The organism is Lysobacter sp. N42 (assembly GCF_004344885.1).
This window is the reverse complement of the sequence record NZ_SKFB01000001.1, coordinates 813460-828641: the sequence shown is the minus strand read 5'-3', so window position 1 is coordinate 828641 and position 15182 is coordinate 813460. Positions and strand designations below refer to the sequence as shown.

Sequence of the window (15182 nt, the reverse complement as noted above, 5' to 3'; positions counted from 1 at the left end):
CCATGAGAGCTAGTCGATTCCTGCCACTATTTGCAGGATTATTAATAACTGCATGTTCTTCTCAGTACGATCGTCCTGAAGGTTCATATAATTACACTGAAATTGAAGAGCATGGCGAGTTAGTCACTCCCGGTGAACTTGAAGTTCAAGAACAAAACAATCGTTACACGATTCCAGCTGTCGAAGGTTCTGAAAATGCTTACATAGGTAAAAATGTAAGTATTCGTCCACCTCGTCAATTGTTAGCCGTGGCTCCAGGTAGTCGAGTTGAGGCAGGTTCAGACGAATCGATTCTTTACATCGATACCACTGAGGGTGTTTCTGATTTGCGCGCTGCCGTATGGCGTCATATGGTTCAGGTGGTTGAGGGGTTTGACGTTTCTTTTGAGTTACACCCGGAACAAAACCGCATTGTTACCGACCGTTTCCGCATGTTGCAACACGAGCGCTCGAAGCCTGGTTTAGCGAACATGATTAGCCGCGAAAAAATTATTACCGAATCTGAGCAAGCTTTCGAAATGATTTTCCGCGTTGCCAGCCATGGTCGAAGTGGCGCACTTTATGTGAACGTTATAGAGCCGCAGTGGTTGATCGACGGGGAAGTAACACCGTTACCTATGCATGCAAGTAGAACACTAGAGCGTAATGTTTTAAACGACGTGAGCATTGCGATGGAGCAGAGCTATCGTTCTAACCGCGAGGTGTTTGCGCAAGAACAAATTAACGTAACCATGGGAAGTTCGGTTGACGGTGAACCGGCTTACGTTATTGAAACTGATTTCAATAGTGCCTGGGTGTTGATGCCAGACGCATTAAATAACCTAGGTTTTGTAGTCGACGACTTAAACCAGTCTGAAGGTGTTTACTACACTACTTACGAGCCTTTCGAAGACCGCGCTTGGTATCATATTTTCGCGTTCTGGAAACGAAACGAAGAAGGGCCATTAGGACTAAGCGAAGGAACTGAAGTAACTTTCGTTGTAGACGACCGAAACGACCGTGTTTACATTACGCCGAAGCTTGACGATGTAGCAATTACCGAAGCGCAGCTTCAAGCATGGCATCCGTTAGTTGTTGCGGCATTTCGCAACGAGTAAGAACTCATAAAAGAGAATGGTATGAACAAGCAAAGCGAACTTTATCGTGGTAAGGCAAAAACTGTTTTTCTGACGGATAACCCAGATTATTTGATTCTGGAATTTAGAGACGACACTTCGGCGTTTGACGGCGAGCGTATCGAGCAGTTAGCTCGTAAAGGAATGGTGAACAACCGCTTCAACCATTTTGTAATGGAAAAACTGGCTAGTGCAGGTATTCCTACACAAATGGAAAAGCTCCTTTCGGACAACTCTTGCTTAGTTAAAAAGCTCGACATGATTCCTGTAGAGTGCGTCGTACGTAACTTTGCAGCCGGATCTTTAGTTCGCCGTTTAGGTGTGGAAGAAGGGTTGCAGTTAACGCCTCCTACGTTTGAGCTTTTTTTGAAAAATGACGCGCTTCATGACCCCATGGTTAATGAGACGCATGCTGAAGCTTTTGGTTGGGCAACTCCAGAGCAACTTGCTGAAATGAAACGCCTTACGTTTGCTGTAAATGATGTTTTAAAACCATGGTTTGAAGAGGCAGGTATGCTTCTTGTGGACTACAAACTTGAGTTTGGCGTGTTTAACGGTGAGATCGTTTTGGGTGACGAATTTAGTCCAGACGGTTGCCGTTTATGGGATAAAGAAACCAAAGAGAAGCTCGACAAAGATAGATTCCGTCAAGGACTTGGTGGAGTTGTTGAAGCGTATGAGGAAGTGGCCTCGAGACTAGGTTTAGAGTTACCTAAAGGTTAATCCTCCTCGTCGTCCCACTTCTTCCATTTAGAAGCGTCTTTAGAAGACCCCTTTGCGTTTGCATCGGGGTCTTTTATTTTAGGCATCTTCATGTTCGCGGTGTATTTCACTAGCAGAATATTGCTAACAATAATCCCTAGAACAAGTGCAATAATGAGTGCAGTCCACCAAAGAGACATCAGTTAATTAATCCTTTTCCATTGGGTCAACACTGTGAACATACTGCGACACAATGCGCTCAATTTGGGGGAGAACGACAGCTTTGCCTTGGAGATTACTCGCAGTTATGATTTCACGTAACTCATCCGCGCTATATTGCTTCAGAAACTGTTTAGCGAGAGGTGCATAACTCCAATGCCACGGCTCAGGAGCAACTCCTCCATTGTCATTGCGGTAGGGGCGATAAAAACCAAACCTACGAGCGTGTTGGTTTAGCCAGTTCGTAAGCTTATTAAATGGCCCATCACTTTCATACTCCCACGGTTCTAATTGGAGCTTGTTTGACCCCAATGCTATTGGATCATATAGGTCACAGTCGGTACCCCAATGATGGCGACTGGTGCCTGGGAGTGCCGACCAACGCATGATTTCTCTTACGCGCTGGTCAGGCGTCAAATGATGAAGTGATTCGGATTCGAATTTACGATTCCAAATCATAAGTTGGCGGTTGAAGTCACGAAAGCCACTGGCAATTTCTAGTTGTATACCGTCGTCAGCAGCCGCTTTTTGCATGCATGTAAATGCAGTGGCCGCTTCTTCTTGAAGGCGCTGCGTAGCGTTTACTGGAACGAGCCCGTTTTCAATCAAGCCATACAACAAACCGTTGGTCATTTATTGCTCACCCATTAGTTTATTCAGAATTAGTTCGTAATAGCTTGTTAAATCGATCAGGTCTTGATGGCTAACTCGCTCATTTGCCTTGTGTATTGTGGCATTCACTGGCCCTAACTCCACAACTTGTGCGCCGGTGGGGGCGATGAAGCGTCCATCAGAAGTACCGCCAGAAGTGCTCAGTTCCGGTTTGGTATTTTTAATTTCTTCAATGGCAGAGCTACAAGCGTTTAGTAACTGACCATGATCCGTTAAGAAAGGTTGGCCATTTAGCTTCCAGTCTATTGAGTACTTAAGTTCGTGCTGGGTAAGAATCGCATCGATTCGCTCCATAAGGGTTTCAGCTGTGCTTTCGGTGCTAAAGCGCAAGTTGAATTGCACATGTACTTCACCTGGAATGACATTGGTTGCGCCCGTTCCTCCGCGAATATCGGAAATTTGAAAACTTGTGGGTGGGAAAGCATGATTACCATTGTCCCAAATTTCATTCACTAGATGGGAAAGTGCAGGGGCAACTCTATGGATAGGATTCTCAGCCAAATGAGGATATGCAACATGCCCTTGAACGCCATACACTGTTAGCGCTCCACTTAAGCTGCCGCGACGTCCGTACTTTATGACGTCGCCACAAAAGTTAGTGCTCGAGGGTTCTCCCACAATACACCAGTCTATCTTTTCATTGCGGGCCTCTAGAGTATCAATGACTCGGGTTGTTCCGTTGATAAAAGGGCCTTCCTCGTCACTCGTAATAAGAAATGCAATACTACCGGTATGATTTGGATTGTTGTGCACAAAGCGTTCTACGGCAACAACCATGGCCGCAAGGCTACCTTTCATGTCTGCTGCACCGCGGCCGTATATATAACCGTCTATGTCGGTAGGTTCGAAAGGTGGTGTGTTCCAAGCATGTTCAGGACCTGCTGGAACAACGTCAGTGTGCCCTGCGAAACAAAGTACTGGGCCTGAATGACCACGGCGCGCCCAAAGATTGGTCGTGTCTTCAAACACCATGGTTTCAAGTTCAAAACCAAGGGCAGCTAGCCTTTCGCCAATCAGTATTTGGCACCCCTCGTCTTCGGGGGTAACCGATGGTCGGCGAATAAGTTCTCGACAAAGCTCGAGGGTTGGGTTGATATCGGTCATGCGAATAACGCTTCGTATTGGTTGTCTTTGAAACCTACTTCAATTCCATTGGTGTGAACAAGTACAGGGCGCTTAATTAGTGTTGGGTTGTCACGTAATAGCTTCACTACGCGGACGTCTGTCAAATCGGCTTTGTCTTCATCGGGAAGGTTGCGCCATGTAGTGCTTCGGGTATTGAGTAACTTGTCCTGACCCACTTCCGCGATCCACATTTCTAAGGTATTCGCTGGCAAAGGTTCTTTTCTGTAATCATGGAAAGTGAATTCAACTTCGTTGCTTTCGAGCCACTTTTTCGCCTTCTTCACTGTGTCGCAGTTAGGTATTCCAAATAAAGTTGTCATATTCATGCTCTTAGTTGTTCTCATTTTGCATTTCTTGGCTATAACCTACGTCTTCGTCAAACTCGGCGCCAAGGAATAAATCGATAAGGGGTGAGTCACCTGCGGTTACATTACCAAAATGAGGAAGGAAACTCAGCTTGTCATGCTGCGGAATTGTAAATGACACCATACACTTTTGTGATGGTTGAAAATGCAAGGGCGCAATAGTAAAGAGGGGCTTGTCGTTTATTTTTGGGCTTGTGGAAACCGTTGATGCGAAAGGCATGATTAATTCATGAGGCCAAAGCCTAAGATGACTTCGAAGCACTGCACCGTCTACTTTTATGGTAAGGAACCAGTCGCGTAAGTCAGCAGAGTGGTGGTGGCAGCTCCACCCAGGCAATAGCATGACTTTCTGATTTCCTGGTTGTAAGGCAACTCCCACGCCAAATGCCCCTAAGTTCAAGGCTGAACTTTTAATATTAGTTACAGGCGAGCTTTTACCTGTAATCGGAGAGTACAGTGTAATCTTCTTTTGCCATTTATCAGGGTGTTTCGAGAGTTGTTCCATTTGCTTAAATCGCCACTCTATTGAACTTGTATTTTGGCAGATATTAGATGAATTGTCAGTCGTGAAAAGCTTTCCACTGATTCTGTGGATAACCCTGTGTGTTTGTTGCTGTAAATGTCATAAATTAATGATTTTAAAAGATTATCAGTGTTGGTTGAGATTTGTCCTATCGGTTAAAGATTGATCTTTTATTTACTTCTGAGAGAATGATAAGTAGACAAACAAGAGGTAAAGTTGTTCATGTGGAAAACATTACGCAGTGGCTATCGCTACATGGAGCTTTGGCCAAGGCATGCGGTAGTTGGTAATTTACCGGAGTCACGAATAGCACCAGCGACAAAGTTAGCGTGGCGATGGTTACCTGCGGCGGCGGGAGTGAACGCTTTTGTTCAATACCAGTACCTAGGCATGGAATTTTTGCCTCAAATTATAGCGAGTAGCTTGTTGTTACTTTGGATACCGTGCCATGGTTTTTATTGGTTAGGTAAGCGTTCGGAATCACAGCTTTCAGTGCCGCTGCGTGCCTGGTACTTCGAACTAAAAGATAAGCTCAATAAAAGTGGGCAAGACATTCGCTTGCCAAGTCACCGGCAAGGGCCTTGTTATATTGATTTGGCGTGGGTACTGAGGAAAGCGTTGGCGGAGCTTTCCCCGCACGACTTTTAACTAACCACCCCGCATTTGATGCAGGGTGGTACCAGTCGTTAAAAGAGCCGTTAAAAGCTAAACTGACTCCAAATTGGAGCATGATCGGACGGCTTTTCAATACCGCGAAGTTCATAATCGATGCCTGCGCTTTCGCACTTATCTGCAAGAACAGAAGTTGCTAACACAACGTCAATGCGCAGACCTCTATTGTCGTCAAAGCCTCGCGAACGGTAGTCGAACCAGCTAAATTGGTCGATTACTTCAGGGTGCTGCTCCCGCCACGTGTCTCGTAAACCCCAATCCAGAAGTGTTTGCATCCATTCTCTTTCTTCCGGTAGGAAACTGCATTTTCCTGTTTTAAGCCAGCGCTTGCGGTTAGGCTCGCCAATACCAATGTCTTGGTCTGTAGTTGAGATATTCACATCACCCATCACAATGAGATGACTATCCGCATTTTCATGGGCATTGAGGTATCCCATTAAGTCACTATAAAACTTTTCCTTTGCCGGAAACTTGGTAGGGTGGTCGCGACTTTCACCTTGTGGGAAATAACCGTTTAAAACACGAATCAAATGACCGTCTGGCGACTTAACAGTTGCCATAATCATACGGCGCTGAGCGTCTTCTTCGTCGGTCGGATACCCATAGGTAACGTCTGAAGCTTCTTGCTTGGTTAATAAAGCTACGCCGTAGTGACCTTTTTGGCCATGGAAGTAAACGTGGTAACCCATGGCTTCAACGTCTGCTAATGGAAACTGTTCGTCATGTACTTTAGTTTCTTGCAAGCCAATTACGTCGGGTTGGTGTTTGTCGATAAGCGCTTGTAATTGATGAAGTCGAGCGCGGATGCCATTAATATTAAAACTTATAAATTTCATAGGTTTATTGTTTTTCGCTGAATGATTACGAATATCATACCACTGTGGTAAAAACAGTGCAGCTTCTGTTATTTGATTCCAATCTAGGTATACTGCTGCTTTGCATTGTTAACGTGAAGGTTTAAAGCATGTGGCAAGACGTATTATTGTCCATGAGTGGTTTTGTGAGACCCTATATTTTTCAAATTAGCACCATGATTATCGCCACACTATTGGTGCTATATGGTGACAACATTAACCGAGCGCTAAAACGGCAAATATCTCATTATCATTTTCTTATTCGCACGCTTATTTTCATCTTAGTTTGTGCATTTGGTTATGGGTTATTGCTGACATGGTTGGTGCCTGTTATTGCAAACCTACTAGCAAGCATTTCAGGACTCTATTTGGGCGTGGTTACGTTAGGAATATTGATTGCGCTGGGTTTACTTGCCGAGCGTAAGCGTGTTTTGTAGCACGTAAAACATAGTTATAGGAAAAGATAGATGACGGATTGGATTGACGTTAAAGCTGGCCCTACAGCGTATCAACATATTCAGGATAATGGATTAGACGTAGAGGACATCAAATTATTGATTGGCGCGTCTGGCGGTCCAAAATGGTTTATTTTACAAGGACTAGATAACTTCCTTTTTGGAGACTGGTTAAATAAACGTAAATCGTCCATGAATCTTATGGGAACTTCTGCAGGCGCTTGGCGTTTTGCGAGTTTAGGTCGCGAGAACGCAGCAGAGGCAAGTGCAAAGTTTAGTGAGCTATACCGAGGTACGGTATACAGCGAAAAACCTGACATTGCCGAAATTACAGGCAAGAGTATTGACCTATTGCATGAGTATGTTCCAGACAGCGCGGTTAGCGAAATTCTCTCGCAAGAACGATTTTTGCACCATATGATTGTGGCGCGAGCTAAAGGCTTGAATCAATTGGAGTCGCGCGTTGGGCAGGGGATTGGTTTGGTGCAAGCCATGGCTGCAAATGCGGTTCGGCGCAAGTATTTGGGCCACCATTTTGAGCGCGTAGTGTTTCACCACCCTAAATTGAAAAAACCGCTCGGTACGAAGTGGAATGATTTGCCGACTCGTCATGTGCCTCTGTCACAGGAAAACTTCCGAGAAGCATTACTAGCGACAGGTTCCATTCCGATGGTTCTTGCGGGTGTAAAGAATATTCCGGGTGCGCCTAAAGGGGTTTATAGGGATGGAGGCGTTACCGACTATCACTTCGATTTGGACTTATCCGAACAAGAGGGCTTAGCGCTATATCCACACTTTCAGCGGGAGATTATTCCAGGCTGGTTCGACAAGAAGAGTAAACGAAGAACAACCGGCGAACATTGGCCTAACGTGATTACGATAATGCCCACGCAAGCCTTTATTGACGCGCTACCTTACGGCAAAATTCCAGACCGGAATGACTTTGCAGACTTAGATGTCGCGAGTCGACAAAAATATTGGCAAACCGCAACAGACGCTGGCTATAGAATGGCAGAACAACTTGCAGATTGGTTGGAGCTGGGGGCTATGCCTCAGCGTGTGAAGCTTTGGTCTTGAAAATCTTCGCCAATTTCTAAGTCACAGATTTGCTCAAAACGGTCAGCGGCTAGTCGGCTGGCCAGTATTTCTTCGCGAGAGGTGAGTTGTAAACTAGCCTTATTCAAACTTTTTGCGGCTGAAGTGTCGCCAAAAACATCTGCGAGCGTGAGCCAGCAGTACGCATGATACGCACTTTTGGGTACGCCTTTGCCTTGCAGAAATTGCATTCCCAGATAATACATTGCACGTTTGTGACCCAATAGTGCAGCGCGCCGAAAATGGCGAGCAGCGCTTAACATTTTATTATTCTTTGCGTCACGACTTGCTTGCACAAAGTGTGCTTGAGCAAGACGGTCTCGTTCTGCAGGTGACCAAGATCTCACTTAGTTATCCCTGTGTTTTTAATCATTATCTGTGTAACTATACCCACTGTATCGTATTTTATATTTAAAAGTGTACACAATCTTTGCGCTTTTTGAGGAAATTTACTTATGGCTCGGTTGCTCGATAAAGATATAGAGGCGTTATTTGCGGCCAGTGACCTAATTACATTGTTTATTTGGGAGAACACCGAACATTGGCCAATCAACTATTGTAGTGATAATGCAGTCAAACTGTTGGGTTATAGCAAAGCGGAGCTTGAACGAGGAGAGATTAAATTCGAAGACTTAGTTCACCCCGAGGACTTAAAGCGCGTAATAGGTGAAGTGGAATCCGCGATTGAGAACCAGTCCATACGTTCATTTACGCATGAAGATTACCGCCTTTTTAAACGCAATGGAGAAGTGGTTTGGGTTGCCGATACCACTATTCTGGAAAGAAGTGAAAACGGTGAAGTTGAATATCTCACCGGTCACATCATTGATATTACAGAGCGTAAACAACTCGAGTTATCCTTATCTGCGGAACGTAACTATTTATCCCGTGTTATTACCAGTGCTCGCTTAGCTAGTTGGGATTGGGACATCAAAGCGGGGACTGTGAAATTTAACGAAAATTGCCAAGCTTTACTGGGTGTAAAAGAGGAACAGTTTTCAGACCAAAAGTGGCGTGAGTGGGTACACCCCCATGACATAAAAAATGTTGAAACCCTGGTGCAGGAACATTTATTAGGTAACTCTCCTTATTACAACGCTGTGTATAGAATTGTGAGAGAAGACGGTACGCTTTTATATGTCGAAGACCGTGGGCAAGTTGTTCGTGTAGACAATAGCAATCAACCTGCGCAAATGAGCGGAATACTTACTGATATTTCCCTTCACAAGAAAGCTGAATTGGCAGCTCAAGAGCACGCAGAAATGCGCGGAAACATTTTGGCCAATGTTTCTCATGAAATACGAACACCATTACACGGTATTTTGGGTTTAGCTTCTGTGTTAGAAACAGAAGTGCGGAATCCTCGGCAGAAGCAATTGCTCTCTACAATAAGAAAAAGTGGCGATTATTTGCTTCAGTCATTGAATGACGTACTCGATCTAACGCGCGCCGAGAAAGGGTTTTTACAGATTAATCGGTCGGCTGAGGATGTACGTGAGATTGGCCAACACCTTAAAGACTTATTTTCGGAAAGTTTAAAAGAGAAAGCGTTAACGTTTAAATGCGAAATTGACGATAACGTTCCCCAAAACTTAGAAATAGACAGAGTTCGTTTACTGCAAATTCTCATTAACCTCGTGGACAACAGTATCAAATACACCCCGCAAGGTTCGATTACCGTTACGTTTTCGTGGAAGCCTAGAACTCAAGAAGACGGTGACCTTGAGATAAAAGTGAAAGACACAGGTGTTGGCATTCGCGACACTGAGCGAGCTTGGCACCTTTTCGAAAAAGAAAGCGAAGGAGGTACGAGAGGCTCAGGCGTTGGACTTTCAATTGTGCAACAACTTATTCAGCTTCTTGGTGGGCACGTTGAGCTTATGAGCTCTGAGGAACAAGGCTCAGAGTTTCATATCTATATACCGGCACAAGCCTCAAAGTTAGACGCACTAGAAGCAGTGGTGGAGCGCGCAGGTGAGCTGAGAAAAGCTTCCGTGCGTGCTTTGATTGTGGACGACAGTGACGTGAACCAGCTCGTTCTTGGCGAAATGCTCGAGAGTTTAGGGTTGGAATTTATCAGCGCTTCAAACGGAAACGATGCTTTAGAAGTGATGTCTCACATTGATGTACACATTGTATTCATGGACTGGCATATGCATAGCCTGAATGGACTAGAAACCACGCGTAAAATTCGGGAAAAGTACGGTGATAAACCTTTCATTATCGGGTTGACTGCGAATACGTTAGATAGTGTGAAGGAGCAAGCTTTATCTGCCGGTATGAATGATTTGTTAACGAAGCCTTTCACCTTAAATGAAATTAGAAATGTGGTTGAAACCTTTGATAAAACTTGAGAAATGATAACTTTCTCCTATGCTTAGGGAGAAAATAATAATGATCAAATTCAAAACGATTAGGGGTAAAGCATGAACAAAATTGTATCTTTGGCCATATTAGTCGCTGGTGTAATTCTGTTGTGGTTCGGCTGGCAGGAAAAGCAGTCGGTAGCTTCACAAGCGTCTGAATTAGTGACAAACCAGCCTACCGACAATGCTATGTGGTTCCTCATTGCAGGGGCAGTTGCAACGATTATTGGTATTGGCGGGCTTTTATTTAAAAAATAAATCCGCACAATGCGCCGAAAAACTGCGCGAAAACTATACAAAAATTGGTTTGGAAATCAGTTAGAATGACGTCTTTCAATATGTGTTGAGAGACGTTTTTTTATGGCTGAATTTAACGATACAAGAAGTGTAAACCAAAGGCATTCGTTTTCAAGCACGCAAGATTATATTGTCTCAGAGGAGCTTGCGTTGGCAGTAAATGCGGCTGTGGTGTTAGAGAAGCCTTTATTGCTAAAAGGTGAACCTGGAACGGGGAAAACACAGCTTGCAGAAGCTTTAGCAGCTTCCTTAGATGCTGAACTATTAAGCTGGAATATTAAGTCGACCACTAAAGCTCAGCAGGGACTGTATGAATACGACGCCGTGTCGCGACTAAGAGACAGTCAGCTCGGCAACGACAAAGTTCACGATATTAAAAATTACATTCGTCCGGGGAAGCTCTGGCAGGCGTTTACCGCGCAAAAACGTCCTATTTTATTAATCGATGAGATAGACAAAGCAGATATCGAGTTCCCTAATGACTTGTTACATGAGTTGGACAAGATGGCTTTCGACGTTTACGAGACGGGTGAACGGATTACAGCAAACCAAAGACCGATTGTTTTAATCACATCAAACAATGAGAAGGAGCTTCCCGACGCCTTTTTACGCCGCTGTTTCTTTCATTACATTCGTTTTCCTGACGAGGAAACCCTGCGAAGTATTGTAGAGGTGCATTACCCCGACATTCAAAAGCGCCTAGTTTCTGAAGCGTTACAAACATTCTTTGCAGTGCGCGAAATGTCTTCATTAAAGAAAAAGCCATCGACGTCTGAGCTATTAGATTGGATTAGATTGTTGCTAGCAGAGGAAATATCTCCTGAGCAACTGCAAAAACACAGAGAAAAGGGTGGGTTAATGCCACTGTTTGGTGCATTGCTAAAAAACGAGCAAGACGTGGAGATGGTCGAGAAGCTCGCGTTTATGGCAAAACGCAGAGATTATTAAATGCTCATTCAGTTTTTCTTTACGCTTAGAAAGCATGGTGTGCCAGTTTCAATAACCGAGTTACTGGACTTGCTTGGTGCTTTAGAGCAAAAAATTGTTTTTGCGAATATAGAGCAATTCTACTCTTTAGCGCGCACATTGTTGGTTAAGGACGAGTCGAAATATGACCGCTTTGATCGTGCTTTTGCAGAGTACTTTGATGGCGTGGAACAAATAGATATTGCTTCAGCTATTCCTGATGAATGGTTAATACCTAGTTTACAGAGGCAGTTATCGGAAGAAGACAAGAAGGCACTGAAAGGTTTAGGCGATTTACAGTCATTAATCGATAAATTTAAAGAACGACTTCAGGAACAACAAGAACGACATGCTGGCGGTAATAAATGGATAGGTACAGGCGGCACCTCTCCGTTTGGGGCTTATGGTTATAACCCAGAGGGTATACGCATCGGCCAAGAAGGCAGTAATGCGCGCCGAGCGGTGAAAGTTTGGGACAAAAGAGAATTCCAAGACCTCGATGATGATCAGGTACTGAACAACAGAAGTATTCAGATTGCCCTTCGAGCGCTTAGGCGCTTTGCCAGAACAGGAGCTGCAAACGAGTTAGACTTAGACGGAACCGTAAAGGCAACGTCGCAAAAGGCTGGGCTACTTGATCTTAAATGGCAGGCAGAGCGACATAATGCGGTAAAAGTACTTATTTTGTTTGACGTAGGTGGGTCAATGGACGACTACATATACGAATGCGAACAATTATTTAGCGCAGCACGAACAGAGTTTAAGCACCTAGAATTTTATTACTTCCATAATTGCGTATATGAGGGCGTATGGAAAGAAAATAAGCGGCGCTATCAAGGTCAAATACCTACGGCAGAGCTGCTACAAAAGTTTGGCTCAGACTATAAGCTTATTTTTGTCGGTGACGCCACTATGGGCCCTTATGAAATATCTTACCCTGGAGGTTCTGTTGAACATTGGAATGAAGAGCCTGGTGCATTGTGGATGGAGCGGTTATGCCAACACTTTCAAAAGGTCGCTTGGCTTAATCCACAACCAATAGAGCACTGGCAGTGGTACCCGTCGATTCAAATGATGTCGCAATTAGTAGACAAACGTATGTTTCCAATGACCGTTCATGGTTTACAAGACGCTATTCGGGCGCTGAGTTAACTTCACGCGCCCGTCGCATTCCCTGCTCCAACCTTGCTGGGGATAGTTCTCCAATGTGACTGTCCACCAATGCTCCCTCAGAATTAAAAAATAGCGTGGTGGGTAGGACATAAGTGTCCAATTGGGTTGAAAACTGACTTCTGACGTCGAGTAGGTTGTGGGTGAACTGGAGATTTTGTTCATTTAAGAATTGTTGAATGGCTTCTCGATTTTCACCCTGATTCACGATAACAATAGCAACGTCTTGCTGCCGGTTTTGAGCATCTTCTAGTATCGGCATTTCCTTCACACATGGTCCACACCAAGAAGCCCATAAATTAAACACTGTTGGGTTTCCTAGATATTGTTCAGTAAGTAATACCGAATCGCCAGCATAGCTTTGCAGCGTCATTGCTGGCATATCGGGCGGATTAAAATACCAACTCTGATATACAAAATGAGAGGTGAAAAAGCATGTTGCGCCCAATACGCAAGAGACTAATAATTGTTTACTCCGTTCTTTATGCTTCCAGCTTTCCCAAGCAAGCATAAGTATGCCGAAGGAAAAGCCCGCTATGAGATTAAAGCCTCCGTCTCGGACGTTTAGAATTTGCCACCATTCGTTTTGGTATTGCTGCCAATACTGAATGACGTAACCGACGCGGGCGGCTATTAAGGTTACTGCTATAACTCTGAAAATGTAGTCGCTAAGCGGCTTTTTGTTTTTTCTCGTTAGAAGATAACCCACCAAAAACGTGCAGGCGACTGAAATAAAGAAAATAAGATGGGAAATGGAAAAGCCAAATGGCCCTATTGAAACTGACACAATTCTCGTCCTAACAACCTAAAACATCAGCTTATAACGTTACCATGAAGTTGGATAAAACCACATATTTCTAAACTTTTCTTGATTCCAATCAATATCGGTCGATAAACCTATGATGAGAGTAAGCTGAATTTAGTTTATATTGTACAAAAAACTATGTAGATAAGCATAAGCAAGAAGGACTCGTTGTGCGTATTAATAACCCCATTACCCAAAAAGAATATAAGTTATCGCCGGATGACAGACTCATATCGTCGACGGATACTCGCGGCAAAATCACCTACTTTAATGAGCGTTTTAGAGAGGTAAGTGGTTATGATGCAGATGAATTGATGGGAGCACCGCATAACCTTATACGCCACCCGGACATGCCAAAAGCTGCATTTGCTGACATGTGGGACACTATTCGTGCGGGCAAACCTTGGATGGGGTTAGTTAAAAACCGCCGCAAAAACGGTGATCACTACTGGGTGAGTGCGTATGTAACACCTATGTATGAACGTGGGCAGTTGGTAGGTTACGAGTCGGTACGTGTAGCGCCTGAAAATGCTCAAAAAGAGCGGGCAATGGGCCTCTATCGTCGTTTGAATGAGGGTAAGTCGCCGCATACGTGGTTACAAAGGTTAACAGAGGGAGTAAGAACGCTTGCTCCGGTATGGACTGCTCCGATTCTAATTACCTTAGGATTGTTACTTGCTCAGCAGTGGCTGTGGGGAAGCCTCTCGGCAGTAGCGAGTATTATAGGTATGTTTATGCAATTGGCGATGCACAACAAAGCTATGAAAGATATTCGAGCGATTCGCCCACATGCGTTTGCTAATTCGGTAATTGCAGAAACCTATTCAAATCACTCTGGCGCTCGTGCTGAATTAGAAATGGTACTTCGTAGTGAAGAAGCCCGAGCAAGAACAGGGTTTACTCGAATTCAGGACGCGGCGGCAGGGTTACACGACGTTGTTGCTGCTACACGTAAACAAGCTGAACTGAGCAGCCAACTAGTGGATCAACAGAACCAAGCGACACAGCAAACAGCGTCTGCAATTAATGAAATGACCACGTCCATACAAGAAGTGGCAGACAGCGTAGAAGGCAATGCGAAGCAGGCCGAAGAAGCTTCAACTAATGTTGATCAAAGCTCTGAACTGGCTGGCGAAGCCATGGTTGCCATAAACACATTGAGCGACTCGGTTCGCTCTATCGTGACGACCGTAGACGAACTTGCTCAGTCGACAAATTCCATCGGGGAAGCTGCCGATATTATTGCGAGTATTGCTGATCAAACCAACTTGTTGGCGCTGAATGCCGCGATAGAAGCGGCTAGAGCGGGTGAACATGGCCGTGGTTTCAGTGTTGTGGCTGATGAGGTTCGCTCTCTGGCGGCAAAAACACAAGAGTCTACAGATCGCATTCATGGCATTATCGACCAACTTCGAGAGCGCGCCCAGAACGCAGTTCGCGTGTCTTCGGAAGGTGAAAAGGCAGCCGAAGCAGGCGTAGCAAAAGTACAAGCGACTGAACGGGCGTTACAAGAAATTAAGGCTGCAGTAAGTGCCATTACGGACTCTACGATTCAGATGTCCTCTGCGGTTGAAGAGCAAAGTAATGTTGCGGAGCACATTAACCAGCAGATTACAGATATTGCTGATGGAGCCGGTAGGGCACAACAAAACTCAAACGAGACTTATGAAGTAAGTGTGAATTTAGAAGACACAACGGAATACCTCTACGCGTTAATTAATAGGTTTGCGCTAGACAAAAAATAATCGAAACACTATGCGCAAGGGCTCAATTTCGCTATG

General features: G+C 44.6%; 18 protein-coding genes. 10 read left to right on the top strand and 8 right to left on the bottom strand.

Annotated features, from left to right (window positions below):
• Window positions 1–2 precede the first annotated feature (2 nt).
• Entirely contained in the window at window positions 3–1097 is a 1095-nt protein-coding gene (gene bamC / locus EYQ95_RS04090; RefSeq protein WP_111913978.1) for an outer membrane protein assembly factor BamC, read from the top strand.
• Window positions 1098–1118: 21 nt separating this feature from the next.
• Window positions 1119–1838: a phosphoribosylaminoimidazolesuccinocarboxamide synthase gene (gene purC / locus EYQ95_RS04085; protein WP_111913979.1), complete on the top strand. Its 720-nt coding sequence runs from the start codon at window positions 1119–1121 to the stop codon at window positions 1836–1838.
• Here the strand turns inward: purC and EYQ95_RS27145 are convergent.
• Genes EYQ95_RS27145 through EYQ95_RS04060 form a run of 5 tightly spaced genes read right to left on the bottom strand, consistent with a single transcriptional unit; the run spans window position 1835 to window position 4703 of the window.
• Entirely contained in the window at window positions 1835–2017 is a 183-nt protein-coding gene (locus EYQ95_RS27145) for a DUF2897 family protein (RefSeq protein WP_111913980.1), read from the bottom strand. The genes purC and EYQ95_RS27145 overlap by 4 nt on opposite strands.
• Before the next feature lie 7 nt (window positions 2018–2024).
• Window positions 2025–2669 (bottom strand): M15 family metallopeptidase, encoded by a 645-nt coding sequence (locus tag EYQ95_RS04075; RefSeq protein WP_111913981.1) that lies wholly within the window; start codon window positions 2667–2669, stop codon window positions 2025–2027.
• Entirely contained in the window at window positions 2670–3812 is a 1143-nt protein-coding gene (dapE, locus tag EYQ95_RS04070) for a succinyl-diaminopimelate desuccinylase (protein ID WP_111913982.1), read from the bottom strand.
• Window positions 3809–4177, bottom strand: coding sequence for an ArsC family reductase (locus EYQ95_RS04065; protein ID WP_207916212.1), 369 nt, complete (start codon window positions 4175–4177; stop codon window positions 3809–3811). Before EYQ95_RS04065 ends, dapE begins: the two co-directional genes overlap by 4 nt.
• Window positions 4164–4703 (bottom strand): hypothetical protein, encoded by a 540-nt coding sequence (locus EYQ95_RS04060; protein ID WP_111913983.1) that lies wholly within the window; start codon window positions 4701–4703, stop codon window positions 4164–4166. The genes EYQ95_RS04065 and EYQ95_RS04060 overlap by 14 nt, the downstream gene beginning before the upstream one ends.
• Before the next feature lie 240 nt (window positions 4704–4943).
• On the opposite strand from EYQ95_RS04060, the gene yfbV reads away from it, so the two are divergent.
• On the top strand, window positions 4944–5369 hold the full coding sequence (gene yfbV / locus EYQ95_RS04055; RefSeq protein WP_111913984.1) for a terminus macrodomain insulation protein YfbV: 426 nt from the start codon (window positions 4944–4946) through the stop codon (window positions 5367–5369).
• Between the two features lie 50 nt (window positions 5370–5419).
• Here the strand turns inward: yfbV and xthA are convergent, their stop codons facing one another.
• On the bottom strand, window positions 5420–6229 hold the full coding sequence (gene xthA, locus EYQ95_RS04050) for an exodeoxyribonuclease III (protein ID WP_111913985.1): 810 nt from the start codon (window positions 6227–6229) through the stop codon (window positions 5420–5422).
• Between the two features lie 128 nt (window positions 6230–6357).
• Here xthA and EYQ95_RS04045 point away from each other — a divergent pair, with 128 nt between their 5' ends.
• Both EYQ95_RS04045 and EYQ95_RS04040 read left to right on the top strand, forming a co-directional pair.
• Window positions 6358–6684 carry a DUF3392 family protein gene (locus tag EYQ95_RS04045; protein ID WP_111913986.1) on the top strand — a complete coding sequence of 109 codons (327 nt, stop codon included), beginning with the start codon at window positions 6358–6360 and terminating at the stop codon, window positions 6682–6684.
• 30 nt (window positions 6685–6714) lie between these two features.
• Entirely contained in the window at window positions 6715–7779 is a 1065-nt protein-coding gene (locus tag EYQ95_RS04040; RefSeq protein WP_111913987.1) for an alpha/beta hydrolase, read from the top strand.
• Here EYQ95_RS04040 and EYQ95_RS04035 read toward each other — a convergent pair.
• The gene (locus EYQ95_RS04035) at window positions 7755–8144 is read right to left on the bottom strand and encodes a sel1 repeat family protein (protein ID WP_111913988.1); all 390 of its coding nucleotides are present in this window, start codon (window positions 8142–8144) and stop codon (window positions 7755–7757) included. The genes EYQ95_RS04040 and EYQ95_RS04035 overlap by 25 nt on opposite strands.
• 108 nt (window positions 8145–8252) lie before the next feature.
• On the opposite strand from EYQ95_RS04035, the gene EYQ95_RS04030 reads away from it, so the two are divergent.
• The 4 genes from EYQ95_RS04030 (at window position 8253) to EYQ95_RS04015 (ending at window position 12578) form a co-directional block, all read left to right on the top strand.
• Entirely contained in the window at window positions 8253–10151 is a 1899-nt protein-coding gene (locus tag EYQ95_RS04030) for a PAS domain-containing protein (protein ID WP_111913989.1), read from the top strand.
• 72 nt (window positions 10152–10223) lie between these two features.
• Window positions 10224–10421 (top strand): DUF3185 family protein, encoded by a 198-nt coding sequence (locus EYQ95_RS04025; RefSeq protein ID WP_111913990.1) that lies wholly within the window; start codon window positions 10224–10226, stop codon window positions 10419–10421.
• Window positions 10422–10523: 102 nt separating this feature from the next.
• On the top strand, window positions 10524–11408 hold the full coding sequence (locus EYQ95_RS04020; protein WP_111913991.1) for a MoxR family ATPase: 885 nt from the start codon (window positions 10524–10526) through the stop codon (window positions 11406–11408).
• On the top strand, window positions 11409–12578 hold the full coding sequence (locus EYQ95_RS04015) for a VWA domain-containing protein (protein WP_111913992.1): 1170 nt from the start codon (window positions 11409–11411) through the stop codon (window positions 12576–12578).
• Here the strand turns inward: EYQ95_RS04015 and EYQ95_RS04010 are convergent.
• Window positions 12559–13383, bottom strand: coding sequence for a TlpA disulfide reductase family protein (locus EYQ95_RS04010; RefSeq protein ID WP_111913993.1), 825 nt, complete (start codon window positions 13381–13383; stop codon window positions 12559–12561). The two genes, EYQ95_RS04015 and EYQ95_RS04010, sit on opposite strands and share 20 nt — an antisense overlap.
• Window positions 13384–13571: 188 nt before the next feature.
• Between EYQ95_RS04010 and EYQ95_RS04005 the strand changes: the two genes are divergently transcribed.
• On the top strand, window positions 13572–15146 hold the full coding sequence (locus EYQ95_RS04005; RefSeq protein WP_111913994.1) for a PAS domain-containing methyl-accepting chemotaxis protein: 1575 nt from the start codon (window positions 13572–13574) through the stop codon (window positions 15144–15146).
• Window positions 15147–15182 lie beyond the last annotated feature (36 nt).